Annotated in this window: 14 protein-coding genes; 13 read left to right on the top strand and 1 reads right to left on the bottom strand. The window is 70.7% G+C overall.

The window, feature by feature from the left end; translation table 11 throughout:
- The first annotated feature begins 7 nt into the window (after positions 1-7).
- The 13 genes from CFW40_RS08715 (at position 8) to CFW40_RS08655 (ending at position 14,456) form a co-directional block, all read left to right on the top strand.
- Positions 8-1,813: a UDP-N-acetylmuramoyl-L-alanyl-D-glutamate--2,6-diaminopimelate ligase gene (locus tag CFW40_RS08715; RefSeq protein WP_371127144.1), complete on the top strand. Its 1,806-nt coding sequence runs from the start codon at positions 8-10 to the stop codon at positions 1,811-1,813.
- Positions 1,814-1,875: 62 nt separating this feature from the next.
- Positions 1,876-3,336: a UDP-N-acetylmuramoyl-tripeptide--D-alanyl-D-alanine ligase gene (gene murF / locus CFW40_RS08710; protein ID WP_088797243.1), complete on the top strand. Its 1,461-nt coding sequence runs from the start codon at positions 1,876-1,878 to the stop codon at positions 3,334-3,336.
- 5 nt (positions 3,337-3,341) lie between these two features.
- Positions 3,342-4,406, top strand: coding sequence for a phospho-N-acetylmuramoyl-pentapeptide-transferase (mraY, locus tag CFW40_RS08705; RefSeq protein ID WP_088801983.1), 1,065 nt, complete (start codon positions 3,342-3,344; stop codon positions 4,404-4,406).
- 2 nt (positions 4,407-4,408) lie between these two features.
- Positions 4,409-5,845 carry a UDP-N-acetylmuramoyl-L-alanine--D-glutamate ligase gene (gene murD, locus CFW40_RS08700; protein ID WP_088797242.1) on the top strand — a complete coding sequence of 479 codons (1,437 nt, stop codon included), beginning with the start codon at positions 4,409-4,411 and terminating at the stop codon, positions 5,843-5,845.
- A 59-nt stretch (positions 5,846-5,904) separates the two neighbouring features.
- Positions 5,905-7,251, top strand: a complete 1,347-nt coding sequence (gene ftsW / locus CFW40_RS08695; protein ID WP_088797241.1) for a putative lipid II flippase FtsW — start codon at positions 5,905-5,907, stop codon at positions 7,249-7,251.
- 6 nt (positions 7,252-7,257) lie between these two features.
- Entirely contained in the window at positions 7,258-8,349 is a 1,092-nt protein-coding gene (murG, locus tag CFW40_RS08690) for an undecaprenyldiphospho-muramoylpentapeptide beta-N-acetylglucosaminyltransferase (protein ID WP_088797240.1), read from the top strand.
- A 22-nt stretch (positions 8,350-8,371) separates the two neighbouring features.
- Positions 8,372-9,187, top strand: a complete 816-nt coding sequence (locus CFW40_RS08685; protein ID WP_088797239.1) for a cell division protein FtsQ/DivIB — start codon at positions 8,372-8,374, stop codon at positions 9,185-9,187.
- Positions 9,188-9,468: 281 nt separating this feature from the next.
- Complete coding sequence (gene ftsZ / locus CFW40_RS08680) at positions 9,469-10,704, top strand: cell division protein FtsZ (RefSeq protein ID WP_088797238.1); 1,236 nt, start codon at positions 9,469-9,471, stop codon at positions 10,702-10,704.
- A 14-nt stretch (positions 10,705-10,718) separates the two neighbouring features.
- A complete protein-coding gene (gene pgeF, locus CFW40_RS08675; protein WP_088797237.1) occupies positions 10,719-11,459 on the top strand; it encodes a peptidoglycan editing factor PgeF in 741 nt (246 codons plus the stop codon).
- Complete coding sequence (locus CFW40_RS08670; RefSeq protein ID WP_088797236.1) at positions 11,435-12,178, top strand: YggS family pyridoxal phosphate-dependent enzyme; 744 nt, start codon at positions 11,435-11,437, stop codon at positions 12,176-12,178. Before pgeF ends, CFW40_RS08670 begins: the two co-directional genes overlap by 25 nt.
- A 123-nt stretch (positions 12,179-12,301) precedes the next feature.
- The gene (locus CFW40_RS08665) at positions 12,302-12,922 is read left to right on the top strand and encodes a cell division protein SepF (RefSeq protein ID WP_086719191.1); all 621 of its coding nucleotides are present in this window, start codon (positions 12,302-12,304) and stop codon (positions 12,920-12,922) included.
- 72 nt (positions 12,923-12,994) lie between these two features.
- A complete protein-coding gene (locus CFW40_RS08660) occupies positions 12,995-13,288 on the top strand; it encodes a YggT family protein (RefSeq protein ID WP_006606159.1) in 294 nt (97 codons plus the stop codon).
- 49 nt (positions 13,289-13,337) lie between these two features.
- Positions 13,338-14,456, top strand: coding sequence for a DivIVA domain-containing protein (locus CFW40_RS08655; RefSeq protein ID WP_088797235.1), 1,119 nt, complete (start codon positions 13,338-13,340; stop codon positions 14,454-14,456).
- A gap of 202 nt (positions 14,457-14,658) precedes the next feature.
- On the opposite strand, the gene ileS is transcribed toward CFW40_RS08655, so the two are convergent.
- Positions 14,659-17,796 carry an isoleucine--tRNA ligase gene (gene ileS, locus CFW40_RS08650; protein WP_088797234.1) on the bottom strand — a complete coding sequence of 1,046 codons (3,138 nt, stop codon included), beginning with the start codon at positions 17,794-17,796 and terminating at the stop codon, positions 14,659-14,661.
- Positions 17,797-18,516: the final 720 nt, after the last annotated feature.

Below are 18,516 nucleotides of genomic sequence, written 5' to 3'. Positions count from 1 at the left end.
TTCCGCCGTGACGACCATCACTCCCGACGGCACCCCCGACGGCACCCCCGTCGCGGGAAACTGCTCCTCCCCACGGCCCTCACTTCGCCCCGGGCCGGTGGTGCCCGGTACGCTCACCGCCGTGTCACACGCTGATCAGTCCCCGAAAGCCCAGCACGCCGAGAAGGGCGGGCCCGGCACGTATCCGGGAGCCCCGCGCCCTGAAACGGTCCGCCCCACCCCCCTGGCGGACCTCGCCGAGCAGCTGGGATGCCCCGCCCCGGAACCCGGCCAGCCCGGTGCAGGCACCGGCTCCACCGGAGCGGCTGCCGCCGCGCAGCCAGTGATGGTCACCGGCATCACCCATGACTCCCGTGCGGTCCGCCCCGGCGACGTCTATGCCGCGCTGCCCGGCGCCCGTCTGCACGGCGCCGACTTCGTCGCCCAGGCCGCCGACCTCGGCGCCGCGGCGATCCTGACCGACCCGTCGGGCGCCGAGCGCGCCGCGGCGACCGGCCTGCCGGCCCTCGTCGTCGAGAACCCGCGCGCCCGGATGGGCTCCCTGGCCGTCTCGATCTACGGTGCGCCGGGCGAGGACCTGCTCCAGATCGGCATCACCGGTACCTCCGGCAAGACCACCACCGCCTACCTCATCGAGGGCGGGCTGCGGGCGGCCGCCGCGAAGCGCGCCGACGGGGGGCTCACCGGCCTGATCGGCACCGTCGAGACCCGTATCGGCGACGAGCGGATCAAGTCCGAGCGCACCACCCCCGAGGCCACCGACCTGCAGGCGCTGTTCGCCGTGATGCGCGAGCGCGGCGTCCGCGCCGTGGCCATGGAGGTCTCCAGCCATGCCCTGGTCCTCGGCCGGGTCGACGGCTGCGTCTTCGACGTCGCGATCTTCAACAACCTCAGCCCGGAGCACATGGAGTTCCACTCCGGGATGGAGGACTACTTCCAGGCCAAGGCCCAGCTGTTCACCAAGGCCCGCAGCCGGGCCGGCGTCGTCAACCTCGACGACGAGTACGGCAAGCGGCTGGCCGAGGGCGAGTCCGAGGTACCGGTCACCACCTTCTCCGCCGAGGGCCACCCGGACGCCGACTGGCGGGCCTCGGACGTCGAGGTCGGCGCGCTCGGCTCGACCTTCACCGTGCACGGCCCGGACGGCCGGACCCTGCGCGCAGCCTCGCCGATCGCCGGCCCGTTCAACGTCGCCAACGCGCTCGCCGCGATCGTCTCGCTGGTCGTCGCCGGCATCGACCCGCAGACCGCGGCCGACGGCGTCGCCGCGGTGCCCGGTGTCCCCGGCCGCCTGGAGCGCATCGACGCCGGCCAGCCCTACCTGGCGGTCGTCGACTACGCCCACAAGACCGACGCCGTCGAATCGGTTCTGCGCGCGCTGCGCAAGGTCACCGACGGCAAGCTGCACGCCGTCCTCGGCTGCGGCGGCGACCGCGACCCGCACAAGCGCGGCCCGATGGGCGCCGCGGTGGCCCGGCTCGCCGACACGGCCATCCTGACCTCCGACAACCCGCGTGGCGAGGACCCGCTCTCGATCCTCGCCACCATGCTCGCGGGGGCCGCGGAGGTCCCCATCCACGAACGCGGCACGGTGCTGGTCGAGGAAGAGCGGGCCACCGCCATCGCTGCCGCCGTCGCCCGCGCCGAGCCCGGCGACACCGTGATCGTCGCGGGCAAGGGCCACGAGCAGGGCCAGGACATCGCCGGAGTGGTACGCCCCTTCGACGACCGCCAGGTGCTGCGCGATGCCATCGAGGGCTCGCTGAAGTCACAGCAGTCGCAGCAGTCACCGCAGCCGAACCACCAGGGATGACACACCGCCATGCGCGCACAACCCCTTTACCGTCACCGCCCGTCCCTCCCCGGGGGTGACCTGTGATCTCCCTGTCGCTCGCCGAGATCGCGAGCATCGTCGGCGGCCGGCAGCACGACATACCGGACGACGGCCGCCGGGTGACCGGACCGGTCGTGGCGGACTCCCGCGCGGTACGCCCCGGCGCGCTCTTCGTGGCCTTCGCCGGTGACCGTGCCGACGGCCACGACTTCGCGGCGGGTGCCGTCGAGGCGGGCGCGGTGGCCGTCCTGGCCGCCCGCCCCGTCGGTGTCCCCGCGATCGTCGTCGACGACGTGGTCGCCGCCCTCGGCGCGCTCGCCCGCGCCGTCGTCGAGCGGCTGGGCACCACCGTCGTCGGCCTGACCGGCTCGGCCGGCAAGACCAGCACCAAGGACCTGATCGCCCAGCTGCTGCAGCGCACCGGCCCGACGGTCTGGCCGGAGGGCAACCTCAACAACGAGATCGGGCTGCCGCTGACCGCGCTGCGCGCCGATGAGACCACCCGTCACCTCGTCCTGGAGATGGGCGCCCGCGGCGTCGGCCACATCCGCTACCTCGCCGGGCTGACCCCGCCGAGGATCGGTGTGGTGCTCAACGTCGGCAGCGCGCACATCGGCGAGTTCGGCGGCCGGGAGCAGATCGCCCTGGCAAAGGGCGAACTCGTCGAGGAGCTGCCCGCGGCCGAGGACGGCGGGGTCGCGGTGCTCAACGCCGACGACCCGTATGTGCGTGCCATGGTCCCCCGGACAAAGGCCCGCACGATCTTGTTCGGTGAGGCCGCGGACGCCGCCGTACGTGCCGAGAATGTCCGGATCACGGAGTCCGGACAGCCCTCCTTCACGCTTCACACACCCTCCGGGTGCAGTGATGTGACCATGCGGCTGTACGGTGAGCACCACGTGTCGAACGCGCTCGCCGCGGCCGCCGTCGCCCATGAGTTGGGCATGTCCGTGGACGAGATCGCCACCGCGCTCTCCGAAGCCGGCACGCTCTCCCGCTGGCGTATGGAGGTCACCGAGCGCGCGGACGGCGTGACGGTCGTCAACGACGCCTACAACGCGAACCCCGAGTCCATGCGAGCGGCGCTGCGAGCGCTGGTCGCCATGGGCGCAGCCGCCAAGGCGAAGGGCGGTCGCACGTGGGCGGTGCTCGGTGAGATGGCCGAGCTCGGCGGGGAGTCGCTCGCCGAACACGACGCGGTCGGGCGGCTGGTCGTCCGGCTCAACGTCAGCAAGCTCGTGGCAGTCGGCGGCAGGGAAGCGGCCTGGCTCGACATGGGCGCCAAGAACGAGGGTTCGTGGGGTGAGGAGTCGGTGCACGTGTCCGACGCGCGGGCGGCGGTCGACCTGTTGCGCAGCGAGCTGCGACCGGGAGACGTCGTGCTGGTGAAGGCGTCCAGGTCGGTGGGGCTGGAGCGGGTGGCCGCAGCATTGCTGGACGACGGGGGCATTGCGGGCGCTGAGGGCGCCGCCGGCGCCGAGGGTGGAGCCGCGTCCCGATGAACTCGATGAAGCAGATCCTCTTCTCCGGAATGATCGGGCTCTTCCTGACCCTGATTGGCACCCCGCTGCTGATCAAGCTGCTGGCCAAAAAGGGATACGGGCAGTTCATCCGCGATGACGGCCCGCGCGATCACCACAGCAAGCGCGGTACGCCCACCATGGGTGGTATCGCCTTCATCCTGGCCACGATCATCGCCTACGTGCTGACCAAGGTCATCACGAGCAGTGACCCCACCTTCTCCGGTGTGCTGGTGCTGTTCCTGATGGCGGGCATGGGCCTGGTCGGCTTCCTCGACGACTACATCAAGATCGTCAAGCAGCGTTCGCTGGGCCTGCGGGCCAAGGCCAAGATGGCCGGCCAGCTGATCGTCGGCATCGCCTTCGCCGTGCTCTCCCTGCAGTTCGCCGATCTGCGCGGGCAGACCCCGGCGTCCGACCGGCTCTCCTTCACCCAGGACTTCGGCTGGCAGATCGGCCCGGTGATCTTCGTGATCTGGGCCCTGTTCATGATCCTGGCGATGTCCAACGGCGTGAACCTCACCGACGGCCTCGACGGCCTCGCCACCGGCGCCTCGGTGATGGTCTTCGGCGCGTACACGTTCATCGGCATCTGGCAGCACCAGGAGTCGTGCGCCAACCAGATCACCGCGGGACCGGGCTGTTACGAGGTCCGCGACCCACTCGACCTCGCGGTCGTCGCCTCGGCCCTGATGGGCGCCTGCTTCGGCTTCCTGTGGTGGAACACCTCGCCCGCCAAGATCTTCATGGGGGACACCGGTTCGCTGGCCCTGGGCGGCGCACTGGCCGGTCTGGCCATCTGCTCCCGTACGGAGCTGCTGCTGGCCATCCTCGGCGGTCTCTTCGTCCTGATCACGATGTCCGTGGTCATCCAGGTCGGCTCGTTCCGGCTCACCGGTAAGCGGGTCTTCCGGATGGCGCCACTCCAGCACCACTTCGAACTCAAGGGGTGGTCCGAAGTCCTTGTGGTGGTCCGGTTCTGGATCATCCAGGGCATGTGCGTCATCGTGGGACTCGGCATCTTCTACGGCGGCTGGCAGGCGGCAAAGTGACCATGCAGAGCCCGGCGGACTTCGCGGGCCGGCGCATCACCGTCGCCGGCCTGGGCGTGAGCGGCGTTCCCGCCGCCCGCGCCCTGGCCGGCCTCGGCGCCCGCGTCACCGTCGTCAACAGCAGCGACGGTGAGCGCGAGCGTGCGCAGGCCGCCGAGCTGGAGAAGCTGGGGGTCACCGTCCGCCTGGGCGACGGCGACACCCTCCCCGAGGGCACGGAACTGGTCGTCACCACCCCGGGCTGGAAGCCGGCCAGCCCGCTCTTCGCCGCGGCCGAGAAGGCGGGCGTCGAGGTGTGGGGCGATGTCGAACTGGCCTGGCGGCTGCGTGGCCCGGATGCCGCCGACTGGCTGGCGGTCACCGGCACCAACGGCAAGACCACCACCGTCCGGATGCTGGCCTCGATCCTGCAGGCGGCGGGGCTGCGGACCGCCGCCGTCGGCAACATCGGCGTCCCGCTCGTCGATGTGGTGCTCGGCGAGGGGCAGCCGGACGGCACGTCGTACGACGTCCTCGCCGTCGAGCTCTCCAGCTACCAGCTGCACTGGGCGCCCTCCGTACGGGCGCACTCCGCGGCCGTCCTCAACCTCGCCCCCGACCACCTGGACTGGCACGGTTCCATGGCGGCCTACGCCGCCGACAAGGGCCGCATCTACGAGGGCAACACCGTCGCCTGCGTCTACAACGCCGCCGACCCGGCGACCGAGGAGCTGGTCCGGGCGGCCGACGTCGAGGAAGGCTGCCGCGCCATCGGCTTCACCCTCGGCACCCCCGGGCCCTCCCAGGTGGGCGTCGTCGAGGGCATCCTCGTCGACCGCGCCTTCGTGGAGAACCGGCAGCAGCAGGCCCAGGAGCTCGCCGAGGTCTCGGACGTCACGCCCGCGGCCCCGCACAACATCGCCAACGCCCTCGCGGCCGCGGCGCTGGCCCGTGCCTACGGGGTGGCCCCCGCCGCCGTACGCGACGGGCTGCGCGCCTTCCACCCGGACGCCCACCGCATCCAGCACGTCGCGGACCTCGGCAACGTCCGCTACGTCGACGACTCCAAGGCCACCAACACCCACGCCGCCGAGGCGTCGTTGGCGGCGTACGAGCACATCGTGTGGATCGCCGGCGGCCTCGCCAAGGGCGCGACCTTCGACGAGCTGGTGCAGAGGTCGGCGGCCCGGCTGCGCGGTGTGGTGCTGATCGGTGCCGACCGGGCGCTGATTCGCGAAGCCCTGGCGCGACACGCCCCCGATGTCCCGGTGGTCGACCTCGACCGGACCGACACTGGGGCGATGTCCGAGGCGGTCCGGGAAGCGAGCCGCCTGGCCGAGCCCGGCGACACCGTCCTGCTGGCTCCGGCCTGTGCCTCGATGGACATGTTCGTCAATTACAACAAGCGGGGCGAGGCCTTCGCCGACGCGGTCGGCGAGCTGACCGCACGGGATCACTAGACGTTTCTCCCCGCTGTCGTCGTCAGCCGGCGGCGAGCGCACCTGTGGAGGGGACGAGGATGACGGCCCGATCGGCGAAGCCGGCCCCGTCGCGTCCGCGCCGGCCCTCCGCGGTGCGCACACCGCGCGCCGGCCGCACACCGGGCGGCCCCCGGGGGCTCCACACCCGCCTCAAACGGGCCTGGGACCGCCCGCTGACCGCCTACTACCTGATCCTCGGCGGCAGCCTGCTGATCACCGTCCTGGGGCTGGTGATGGTCTACTCGGCGTCCCAGATCAAGGCGCTGCAGTCCGGCCTCGCCCCGACGTACTTCTTCCGCAAGCAGCTGCTCGCCGCCGTCCTCGGCGGCGGGCTGCTGCTGGCCGCCTCCCGGATGACCGTACGGCTGCACCGCACGCTGGCCTATCCGCTGCTCGCCGTCTCCGTGTTCCTGATGTGCCTGGTGCAGATTCCGGGCATAGGGGTCGCGGTCAACGGCAACCAGAACTGGATCAACCTCGGCGGCCCCTTCCAGATGCAACCGAGCGAGTTCGGCAAGCTGGCGCTGGTGCTGTGGGGCGCCGATCTGCTGGCCCGCAAACAGGACAAGCGGCTGCTGGTGCAGTGGAAGCATCTGCTGGTGCCGCTGATCCCGGTGGCGTTCCTCCTGCTCGGGCTGATCATGCTCGGCGGCGACATGGGCACCGCGATCATTCTCACGGCGATCCTCTTCGGGCTGCTGTGGCTGGCCGGTGCGCCGACCCGCCTGTTCGTGGGGGTACTGGGCAGCGCCGCGCTGATCGGGGCGCTGCTGATCAAGACCAGCGCCAACCGGATGTCCCGGCTGGCCTGCATCGGCGCGACCGATCCGGGCCCCGGCGACCAGTGCTGGCAGGCCGTGCACGGCATCTACGCACTGGCCTCCGGCGGATTCTTCGGTTCGGGTCTCGGCGCCAGTATGGAAAAATGGGGAGAACTCCCCGAACCGCACACCGACTTCATCTTCGCCATCACCGGGGAGGAACTGGGTCTGGCGGGGACGCTGTCGGTGCTCGCCCTCTTCGCGGCTCTAGGCTATGCGGGTATCCGCGTGGCCGGACGCACGGAGGACCCCTTCGTACGGTACGCCGCGGGAGGCGTGACCACCTGGATCACGGCTCAGGCCGTGATCAACATCGGTGCGGTGCTCGGCCTGTTGCCGATCGCCGGTGTCCCGCTCCCGCTGTTCTCCTACGGAGGTTCGGCCCTGCTGCCGACGATGTTCGCCATCGGGCTGCTGATCGCCTTCGCGCGTGACGAGCCCGCTGCGCGGGCGGCGTTGTCGGCCCGGTCGGCGCGGAAGCCGGTCTTCGGCAGAAGGCAGGCTGGGGTGAGATGGAAGACGATGAGACGGCGCGTCAAGAAGCGGCCGTCCGGAGAGCGGTGAATTTCGGTGCATGTCGTACTCGCCGGTGGGGGGACCGCCGGCCACATCGAGCCCGCGCTCGCCCTCGCGGACGCACTGCGGAGGCAGGACCCCACCGTGGGGATCACGGCACTCGGTACGGAGAAGGGCCTGGAGACCCGCCTCGTCCCGGAGCGCGGCTATGAGCTGGGTCTGATCCCGGCCGTGCCGCTGCCGCGCAAGCCCACCCCCGAGCTGATCACCGTCCCCGGGCGGCTGCGCGGCACGATCAAGGCCGCCGAGCAGATCCTGGAGCGCACCAAGGCCGACTGCGTCGTCGGCTTCGGCGGCTATGTGGCGCTGCCCGGCTACCTCGCCGCCAAGCGCCTCGGGGTGCCGATCATCGTCCACGAGGCCAACGCCCGCCCCGGCCTGGCCAACAAGATCGGCTCGCGGTACGCCAAGTTCGTCGCCGTCAGCACCCCCGACAGCAAGCTGCGCGGCGCCCGCTACGTCGGCATCCCGCTGCGCCGCACCATCGCCACCCTGGACCGTGCCGCGGTCCGCCCCGAGGCGCGGGCCGCCTTCGGGCTCGACCCCAACCTCCCGACCCTGCTGGTGTCCGGTGGTTCGCAGGGTGCCCGCCGGCTGAACGAGGTCACCCAGGCCGCCGTCCCGGCCCTCCAGCGCGCGGGGATCCAGGTGCTGCACGCGGTCGGCCCGAAGAACGAACTGCCGCACGCGGACAACATGCCCGGGATGCCCCCCTATGTCCCGGTACCGTACGTGGACCGGATGGATCTCGCGTACGCCGCGGCCGACATGATGCTCTGCCGCGCGGGCGCGATGACCGTCGCCGAGTTGTCCGCCGTCGGGCTGCCGGCCGCGTTCGTCCCGCTGCCCATCGGCAACGGCGAGCAGCGGCTCAACGCCCAGCCGCTGGTCAACGCCGGCGGGGGCCTGCTGGTCGATGACGCCCAGTTGACGCCGGAGTGGGTGCAAAGCAGCGTGCTCCCGGTCCTGGCCGATCCGCACCGGCTGTACGAGATGTCCCGCGCGGCCTCCGAGTTCGGCCGCCGCGACGCCGACGAGCTGCTGGTCGGCATGGTGTACGAGGCGATCGCGCAGCACAACAAGTAGCGCACGAGAGAAGGCAGGGAGCGTGGCCGGACCGGCAACCGCCCGACGCGGCGAGAAGAAGTCACCGTCCGGCCCGCCCTCCGCCGCGCCACCCCGCGCGACGGGATGGAGGCGGGTGCGCATCCCCTTTCGCGCGCCGGGCCGCCGCAGTCTGATCATCATCTCGATCGTCGCGGTGCTGCTCGGCGCGTTCGGCGTCTGGGCGCTCTACGCCTCGAACTGGCTCCGGGTGACACGCGTCGAGGCCACCGGCACCCGCGTGCTGACGCCGCATGAGGTCGTCGCCGCGGCACGCGCCCCGATGAATGAGCCGCTGGTCTCCGTGGACACGGACGCGCTCGCCCGGCGGCTGCGCGCGCGGCTGCCGCGCATCAAGACCGTGGACGTCGAGCGGTCCTGGCCGCACACAATCGGTCTGAAGGTGACCGAAAGAATGCCAGAACTGCTGATGCGAACGGGCGGAAAGTTTGTCGAAGTGGACGCCGAGGGCGTCCGGTTCGCCACCGTCCGCACCGCCCCCCGGGGCGTTCCGGTTCTGGAAATGACCGTTTCCGACTCCTCGAGTCTGCACCAGTTCGGAACCGACCGGTTGCGGCGCGCCGCGGTCGAGGTCACCCGGGATCTGCCCGCGGCCGTGCGCAAGGACGTGCGCAAGGTCCGTGTACGGTCCTACGACGCCGTCACCCTCGAACTGACCGGCGGCCGCACGGTCGCGTGGGGCAGCCGCGAAGAGGGCGCCGAAAAGGCAAAGGTGCTGACCGCGCTGCTGAAAGCGGCGCACGGCGGGCGCCACTTCGACGTCTCGGTCCCCAGTGCCCCTGCGGTATCCGGGAGTTGACGTGTGCAGCCGCAGGCCAGCACCCTGGATGGCTACGACTATGGGTGATCACATAGGGTGAAAAGAAAAACGGGAGGTTCGGCGTGTTCGTTGAACGCGCGCGCCTTGTCGACTTAGTGTCTCGTTCCAAAGGGACTTTGGAACCAAGGAACACAGGCACAGGTAACCCTAAACTTCAACGTTAGGGTTCGGGTCGGCGATACGAACCGTCCCATCGGCATCAGTCGGCGTCCACACGCAGTGCGGCGACGACACGTAACTCGAGGCGAGAGGCCTTCGACGTGGCAGCACCGCAGAACTACCTCGCAGTCATCAAGGTCGTCGGCATCGGCGGCGGTGGCGTGAACGCCATCAACCGGATGATCGAGGTCGGGCTCAAGGGCGTCGAGTTCATCGCGATCAACACCGATGCGCAGGCGCTGCTGATGAGCGACGCCGACGTCAAGCTCGACGTCGGCCGCGAAATGACCCGCGGACTCGGCGCCGGCGCCAACCCGGATGTGGGTCGCAAGGCGGCCGAGGACCACCGCGAGGAGATCGAGGAGGTCCTCAAGGGGGCCGACATGGTCTTCGTGACCGCGGGTGAGGGCGGCGGCACCGGCACCGGCGGCGCACCCGTCGTCGCCAACATCGCCCGCTCGCTGGGCGCCCTGACGATCGGTGTGGTCACCCGCCCGTTCACCTTCGAGGGCCGCCGGCGCGCCAACCAGGCCGAGGACGGCATCGCGCAGCTGCGCGAAGAGGTCGACACCCTCATCGTGATCCCCAACGACCGGCTGCTGTCCATCTCGGACCGTCAGGTGAGCGTGCTCGACGCGTTCAAGTCCGCGGACCAGGTGCTGCTGTCGGGTGTCCAGGGCATCACCGACCTGATCACCACACCGGGTCTGATCAACCTCGACTTCGCCGACGTCAAGTCCGTGATGTCGGAAGCCGGTTCCGCGCTCATGGGCATCGGCTCGGCACGGGGCGACGACCGTGCGGTGGCCGCCGCGGAGATGGCGATCTCCTCGCCGCTCCTGGAGGCATCCATCGACGGCGCCCGCGGGGTGCTGCTCTCCATCTCCGGCGGTTCCGACCTCGGTCTTTTCGAGATCAACGAGGCCGCACAGCTGGTCAGCGAGGCCGCCCACCCGGAAGCCAACATCATCTTCGGCGCGGTCATCGACGATGCGCTGGGCGACGAGGTCCGGGTGACGGTCATCGCCGCGGGCTTCGACGGCGGCCAGCCGCCGGCCCGCCGCGATGCCCAGTCGGCGCTGTCGTCCCCCAAGCGCGAAGAGCCCGCCCCGGCCCCGAGCCGTCCGGCCACCCCGCCGGAGCCGCGTTCGTCGTCCTTCGGCGGACTGGGTTCGGTTCCGGTGCGCGACGAGGAGCCGGCCCCGGCCGAGTCCTCCTCTTCCTCCTCGCTGGGCGAGGTCCCGTCGCCCCCGGCGAGCGCTCCGCAGGTTCCCCCGGCCCGTCCGTACTCGGACTCCGCGGCCGAGGAACTGGACGTTCCCGATTTCCTGAAGTGACGTAAAGCACCGAAGTGATAGGGCAACAGCACCACGAGAGCGGCGCGCACTTCGCCTTCACCGACAGGTGGGGCGGGGTGAGCGCCGCTCCGTACGATCAGCTCAACCTGGGCGGCGCGGTCGGCGACGACCCGCAGGCCGTATACGCCAACCGCGCGCGGACCGCCGCGGAACTCGGCCTCGACCCGGCCGCGGTGGTCTGGATGCACCAGGTGCACGGCCGCGAAGTCGCGGTGGTCGACGGGCCGTGGCACGGCGACGACGTCCCCGGTGTCGACGCGGTGGTGACCGGCCGCCGGGGCCTCGCGCTCGCCGTGCTGACCGCCGACTGCACCCCGGTCCTGCTGGCCGATCCGGTCGCCGGGATCGCGGGGGCCGCGCATGCGGGACGGCCCGGTCTGGTCGCCGGGGTGGTCCCGGCGGTCGTCGAGGCCATGGTGCAGCAGGGGGCGGTGCCGGCGCGGACCGTCGCGTACACCGGACCGGCGATCTGCGGACGGTGTTACGAGGTGCCCGAGGCGATGCGCTCCGATGTCGCCGCGGTGGTGCCCGAGGCCCGCGCGGTGACCGGCTGGGGCACTCCCGCGGTGGACGTCACCGCAGGGGTACGGGCCCAACTCGCCGCGGCGGGCGTACGGGTGCGTGAGGATTCCCACATCTGCACCCGCGAATCCGCCGACCACTTCTCTTACCGGCGCGACCGTACGACCGGACGGCTCGCGAGCTATGTATGGCTGGGGGAGGCCGAGCTGTGACCAGCGACCGCAAGACGCAACTGGCCGAGAACCTGGCCCGGGTGGAGGAACGTATCTCCGCCGCATGTGCCAGGGTCGGCCGGCCGCGTGACGAGGTGACCCTGATCGTGGTCACCAAGACCTACCCCGCGAGCGATGTCCGGTTGCTCGCGGAGCTGGGGGTGCGCCAGGTCGCGGAGAACCGCGATCAGGAGGCCGCGCCCAAGGCCGCTGAATGCGCTGATTTGCCCCTTACTTGGCATTTTGTTGGACAGCTCCAGACCAACAAGGTGCGCTCCGTGGCTGGTTATGCCGGAATTGTGCAATCGGTCGACCGGGTCCGGCTCGTGACCGCACTCTCCAAGGAGGCGGCGCGTGCCGGGCGTGAACTGGGCTGCCTGATCCAGGTGGCGCTCGATGCGGAGGCGGGGGAGCGCGGTGAGCGCGGCGGGGTGGCGCCCGACGGGGTCGGGGCGCTGGCCGAGGCGGTCGCCGGGGCCGAGGGTCTGCGGCTGGACGGGGTGATGACCGTCGCCCCGCTGGCCGGGCCGTACGCCGGACGTGAACTCGCCGCATTCGAGCGGCTCATGGAAATCTCATCCGACCTGCGCGCGGGTCATCCTGCTGCCACCATGGTGTCCGCAGGCATGAGCGCGGACCTCGAGGAGGCCGTGGCGGCCGGGGCGACACATGTGCGCGTCGGCACTGCGGTACTCGGAGACCGACCACGGCTCCGGTAACGTCGCCAAGCAAGTCGGACCACAGCACAAAATATGGTCATTCCCGCAAAAAGCGGGCAGGCCGCGTGGATCCAAGGCCCCTGGTGACGGAGCCGATCCACCACAGAGCGGAGGACGCAGAGAATGGCCGGCGCGATGCGCAAGATGGCGGTCTACCTCGGCCTCGTGGAGGACGATGGGTACGACGGCCGGGGGTTCGACCCCGATGACGAGTTCGAGCCCGAGCTTGACCCGGAGCCCGACCGGGGGCGGCGTCAACAGCACCCAGTGCAGGCCGAAATTCCACCCGAAAGGGAGGAACCCGTCCGTGCCGTGACACCTCCGGCGCAACGTGAACCGGCCCCGCTCACCGCGGAAAACGGACGACCCGCGCGAATCGCCCCCGTGGCATCCATCACACCCGAACGTCCAAATCTGGAGAAGAACGCACCGGTGATCATGCCCAAGGTTGTGTCCGAGCGGGAGCCCTACCGCATCACCACACTCCACCCCCGGACCTACAACGAAGCCCGTACCATCGGGGAACACTTCCGCGAGGGCACTCCGGTGATCATGAATCTCACGGAGATGGACGATACTGACGCGAAGCGACTTGTCGACTTTGCGGCCGGTTTGGTGTTTGGCCTTCACGGCAGCATCGAGCGGGTGACGCAGAAGGTGTTCCTGTTGTCGCCTGCTAACGTCGATGTCACGGCGGAGGACAAGGCCCGTATCGCAGAGGGCGGGTTCTTCAACCAGAGCTGAGACGCAACACCGGGCACACCGCGGCCGTGAGGCCAACACACGAGCAAGGCAAGGGGAGAGGGACTGCGCGAGATGAGTGTCTTTGGTCAGGTGATCTACATCGCGCTGTACTGCTTCCTGATCGTGTTGATCTTCCGGCTGGTGATGGACTATGTCTTCCAGTTCGCCCGTTCATGGCAACCCGGCAAGGCGATGGTGGTCGTTCTTGAGGCCGCCTACACTGTCACTGATCCGCCACTCAAGCTTCTGCGGCGGGTAATCCCGCCGCTGCGTCTCGGGGGCGTGGCGCTCGATCTGTCCTTCTTCGTATTGATGATCATCGTGTACATCCTGATCACCGTCGTGAGGTCGGTGTTGTTGGTGTGAACGATACGGTCTTGCCGATTGCCGACGACTACGTTGAGGTGAAGTAGAGATGCCGTTGACCCCCGAGGACGTGCGGAACAAGCAGTTCACGACCGTCCGCCTCCGAGAAGGCTATGACGAGGACGAGGTCGATGCCTTCCTCGATGAGGTCGAAGCCGAACTGACCCGGCTCCTGCGGGAGAACGAGGACCTTCGCGCCAAGCTGGCCGCTGCCACCCGCGCCGCCGCGCAGAACCAGCAGCAGCAGGGGCTGCGCAAGGGACCGGACCAGCAGCAGGAGCAGCAGCAGCGACCCGGGTCTCCGGTGCCCGCCGCCATATCCGGTCCGCAGCCGGTCCCGCCGCAGCAGCAGCAGGGGATGGGTGGCCCTCCCCAACTGCCTGGTGGTGCACCGCAGCTGCCTCCTGGTCCCGGTGGCCACGGCCCCGGCCCGCAGGGCCCGCACGGCCCCGGTCCGATGGGTCCCGGCGGTCCCATGGGCGGCCCGATGGGCGGTCCCGGCGGGCCGCAGCTGCCCGGCCCCGGTGGCCAGCAGGGCGGCCCGGGCGGTGACAGCGCGGCGCGCGTGCTGTCGCTGGCACAGCAGACCGCCGACCAGGCGATCGCGGAGGCCCGTTCCGAGGCCAACAAGATCGTCGGTGAGGCGCGCAGCCGTGCCGAGGGCCTGGAGCGGGACGCCCGCGCCAAGGCCGACGCGCTGGAGCGGGACGCGCAGGAGAAGCACCGCGTGGCGATGGGCTCGCTGGAGTCGGCCCGCGCGACGCTGGAGCGCAAGGTCGAGGACCTGCGCGGCTTCGAGCGCGAGTACCGCACGCGGCTGAAGTCCTACCTGGAGAGCCAGCTGCGTCAGCTGGAGAACCAGGCGGACGACTCGCTGGCCCCGCCGCGGACCCCGGCTGCCGCTTCGCTGCCGCCGTCCCCGTCGATGGCGTCGGCCGGTGCCGGCAGCATGGGCGGCGGCAACCACACCATGGGTGGCGGCCAGCAGATGGGCGGCAACCACTCCATGGCCGGTCCGTCCAACGGTGGTCCGTCCTACGGCGGTCAGCAGCAGATGTCGCCGGCGATGACCCAGCCGATGGCTCCGGTGCGGCCGCAGAGCCCGCAGCCGATGCAGCAGACGCCGTCGCCGATGCGCGGCTTCCTCATCGACGAGGACGACAACTGACGTCCGCGTAGCGCGCAGAGTCGGCAATCAGGGCCGGGCCCCGAGGGAACACTCCTTCGGGGCCCGGCCCTTTTGTGTGTACTTGCGCGGGGCCGGGCGTCCATGCCGGGGTGTCCTCGCCGGGGTGTCCTCGGGGACGGCGAAGCCCCCCGGTGCGGGTGGCACCGGGGGGCTTCGGCAGGTCGTATGACCGCGGGTGCGGTTACGCCTTGCGCAGCTGGAACGTGAGGGCCAGGCTCTCGTCGGTGAACGCGGGGCCGTAGGAACCGTCCGCCTCGCCGGCGGTGAAGTCGTCGGCGAGCACTTCGTCGGAGATCAGGCCGGCGTGGTCGGTCAGCGCCGTGCGCACCTCCTCGTCGGTGGACCGCCAGCGCAGCGCGATCCGGTCGGCGACGTCCAGACCGCTGTTCTTACGGGCCTCCTGGATCAGCCGGATCGCGTCGCGGGCCAGGCCCGCGCGGCGCAGCTCGGGGGTGATCTCCAGGTCGAGGGCGACCGTGGCACCCGCGTCGGACGCCACCGACCAGCCCTCGCGCGGGGTCTCGGTGATGATGACCTCGTCGGGGGCGAGGGAGACGGTCTCCCCGTCGACCTCGACGCTCGCCGTGCCGTCGCGCAGGGCGAGCGAGAGGGCGGCGGCGTCCGCCGCGGCGACGGCCTTGGCGACCGCCTGGACGCCCTTGCCGAACCGCTTGCCCAGGGCACGGAAGTTCGCCTTGGCGGTGGTGTCGACCAGGGAGCCGCCCACCTCCGACAGTGCGGCCAGCGAACTGACGTTCAGCTCCTCGGTGATCTGTGCGCGCAGGTCCTCGGGCAGGCCCGCGAAGCCGTGGGCCGCCACCAGCGCACGGGACAGCGGCTGGCGGGTCTTCACCCCCGACTCGGCGCGGGTCGCCCGGCCCAGCTCGACCAGCCGGCGCACCAGCTGCATCTGGCCGGACAGCGCCGGGTCGATGAGCGTCCGGTCGGCGACCGGCCAGCCGGAGAGGTGGACGGAGTCCGGCGCCTCGGGGGTGACCGGGACGACCAGGTCCTGCCAGACCCGCTCGGTGATGAACGGGGTGAGCGGGGCCATCAGCCGGGTGACCGTCTCGATGACCTCGTGCAGGGTGCGCAGCGCGGCCGCGTCGCCCTGCCAGAAGCGGCGGCGCGAGCGGCGGACGTACCAGTTGGAGAGGTCGTCGACGAAGGCGGAGAGGAGCTTGCCGGCGCGCTGGGTGTCGAAGGTCTCCAGGGACTCGGTGACCTGCTCGACCAGGGTGTTCAGCTCACCGAGCAGCCAGCGGTCCAGCAGCGGCCGGTCGGCCGGGGCCGGGTCGGCGGCGGAGGGCGCCCAGTTCGACGTACGGGCGTACAACGCCTGGAAGGCGACGGTGTTCCAGTACGTCAGCAGCGTCTTGCGGACGACTTCCTGGATGGTGCCGTGGCCCACCCGGCGGGCGGCCCAGGGGGAGCCGCCGGCCGCCATGAACCAGCGGACCGCGTCGGCGCCGTGCTGGTCCATGAGCGGGATCGGCTGGAGGATGTTGCCGAGGTGCTTGGACATCTTCCGGCCGTCCTCGGCGAGGATGTGACCGAGGCAGACCACGTTTTCGTACGAGGACTTGTCGAAGACGAGCGTGCCGACGGCCATCAGGGTGTAGAACCAGCCGCGGGTCTGGTCGATGGCCTCCGAGATGAACTGCGCCGGGTAGCGCTTCTCGAACAGCTCCTTGTTGCGGTACGGGTAGCCCCACTGCGCGAACGGCATCGAGCCCGAGTCGTACCAGGCGTCGATGACCTCGGGGACGCGGGTCGCGGTGCCCTGGCACGTCGGGCAGGCGAAGGTGACCGCGTCGATGTACGGGCGGTGCGGGTCCAGGTCCGACTGGTCGGTGCCGGTCAGCTCGGTCAGCTCGGTGAGCGAGCCGACGCAGGTGAGGTGGTTCTCCTCGCAGCGCCAGATAGGCAGCGGGGTGCCCCAGTAGCGGTTGCGGGACAGCGCCCAGTCGATGTTGTTGTTCAGCCAGTCGCCGAAGCGGCCGTGCTTGACCGACTCGGGGAACCAGTTGGTGTTCTCGTTCTCCCGCAGCAGGGCGTCCTTGACCGCGGTGGTGCGGATGTACCACGACGGCTGGGCGTAGTAGAGCAGCGCGGTGTGGCAGCGCCAGCAGTGCGGGTAGCTGTGCTCGTAGGCGACGTGCCGGAAGAGCAGGCCGCGGGCGTCGAGGTCGGCGACCAGTGCCTCGTCGGCCTTCTTGAAGAACTGGCCGCCGACCAGGCGCAGTTCCTCCTCGAAGGTGCCGTCCGGGCGCACTGGGTTGATCACCGGCAGGTCGTACGCCTTGCAGGTCCTGAGGTCGTCCTCACCGAAGGCCGGGGCCTGGTGGACGAGGCCGGTGCCGTCATCGGTGGTGACGTACTCGGCGTTGACGACGATATTGGCGCCCTCCAGCTCGACGAGGCCGAAGGGGCGCTCATAGGCCCAGCGCTCCATCTCGCGTCCGGTGAACGACTCGCCGGTGGCGGTCCAGCCCTCGCCGAGGGCCTTCTCCAGCAGCGGCTCGGCGACGACCAGCCGCTCGTTGCCGTCGGTGGCGACGACATAGGTGACGTCGGGGTGCGCGGCGACCGCGGTGTTGGAGACCAGGGTCCAGGGGGTGGTCGTCCAGATCAGCAGCGCGGCCCGGCCGGCCAGCGGGCCGGACGTCAGCGGCAGGCGGACGAAGACCGAGGGGTCGACGACGTTCTCGTAGCCCTGGGCCAGCTCGTGGTCCGACAGGCCGGTGCCGCAGCGCGGGCACCAGGGGGCGACGCGGTGGTCCTGGACCAGCAGGCCCTTGGTGAAGATCTCCTTCAGCGACCACCACACCGACTCGATGTAGTCGGGGTCCATCGTGCGGTACGGGGCGTCCAGATCGGTCCAGTAGCCCATACGGGTCGTGAGCTCGGCGAAGGCGTCGGTGTGGCGGGTCACCGACTCGCGGCACTTGGCGTTGAACTCGGCGATGCCGTACGCCTCGATGTCCTTCTTGCCGTTGAAGCCCAGCTCCTTCTCCACGGCCAGCTCGACCGGGAGGCCGTGGCAGTCCCAGCCGGCCTTGCGGTCGACGTGGTAGCCCTGCATCGTGCGGAACCGGGGGAAGACGTCCTTGAAGACGCGCGCCTCGATGTGGTGCGCGCCGGGCATGCCGTTGGCGGTCGGGGGGCCCTCGTAGAAGACCCACTCGGGCCGTCCCTCGGACTGCTGGAGGGTACGGGCGAAGATCTTCTGCTCCTGCCAGAACTCGAGCACGGCGTGCTCGAGGGCGGGGAGGTCTACCTGGGCGGGTACCTGGCGGTACTGGGGCTGCGGACTCATCGGGGGCTTCCTCCGGCGGACACCTGCTGCGTTCTCCGTCCGGAGGGACGAGAGCCTGCGCTCCCGCGGTACCACCCTCCTTGGCGGTGCCGCTGCACCGCCCCCTCATTGGGGTCGCGCTGCCGGTTCTACTCACCTTGGGTGGCCCGGGGGCCGTGGGGGAGCCCACTGCCCGAACCCGTGGGCGGAGCCCACTGTCCAAGCCCGTGGGCGGAGCCCACTGTCCAAAGCTTTCTTCCGGCGGCTCCGGGGTGATCTTCACATCGTGCACGCCCCCGGGCTTCCACCGTCCCCGGGTCGCTGCTGGCTGCGTACGGCGCTACTCGTCCCGTCAATGCCTCTCGCTCGGCCCAGTGTACGGGGCCGCACCGACAGTGGCCGACCGGATATACGGCAGCCGGGGGAGGCGGCCGCTGCCGGCTCCGTACGGGAGGGTGCCGGGCCGTGCGGGACGGGTCCGGGCCGCCCGGCGCGAGAGCGGTGCCGGGGCCGTTCGCCGCCACGGGCACCGGGCGCACGCCGTGACCCGAATGGCGAGCGGACGGGCGCCGCGCCGGTGGGCGGATTACCGGCCGGACAGCGGGGCACAAACGAGGCAGACCGGACGTCCGGGCCGGGTGGCAGGTCCCGAAGGGCGGTGCGTCCCGTTGCCGCGTGGCGTGCAGCGATTTATCGTTCCCGTCACGATTCGCGAACAAAGTCACATATGTGAAGGGGTCG

Source organism: Streptomyces sp. 2114.4 (assembly GCF_900187385.1).
GTDB classification, from domain to species: domain Bacteria; phylum Actinomycetota; class Actinomycetes; order Streptomycetales; family Streptomycetaceae; genus Streptomyces; species Streptomyces mooreae.
This window is presented reverse-complemented; position numbering and strand designations above follow the sequence as displayed.

Bases quoted from the DNA above. Each gene is read 5' to 3' on its own strand.
- CFW40_RS08655 (WP_088797235.1), top strand. From the start codon at position 13,338: ATGCCGTTGACCCCCGAGGACGTGCGGAACAAGCAGTTCACGACCGTC.
- CFW40_RS08670 (WP_088797236.1), top strand. From the start codon at position 11,435: ATGGCTGGGGGAGGCCGAGCTGTGACCAGCGACCGCAAGACGCAACTG.
- ileS (WP_088797234.1), bottom strand. From the start codon at position 17,796: ATGAGTCCGCAGCCCCAGTACCGCCAGGTACCCGCCCAGGTAGACCTC.
- CFW40_RS08660 (WP_006606159.1), top strand. From the start codon at position 12,995: ATGAGTGTCTTTGGTCAGGTGATCTACATCGCGCTGTACTGCTTCCTG.
- murD (WP_088797242.1), top strand. From the start codon at position 4,409: ATGCAGAGCCCGGCGGACTTCGCGGGCCGGCGCATCACCGTCGCCGGC.
- mraY (WP_088801983.1), top strand. From the start codon at position 3,342: ATGAAGCAGATCCTCTTCTCCGGAATGATCGGGCTCTTCCTGACCCTG.
- ftsW (WP_088797241.1), top strand. From the start codon at position 5,905: ATGACGGCCCGATCGGCGAAGCCGGCCCCGTCGCGTCCGCGCCGGCCC.
- CFW40_RS08665 (WP_086719191.1), top strand. From the start codon at position 12,302: ATGGCCGGCGCGATGCGCAAGATGGCGGTCTACCTCGGCCTCGTGGAG.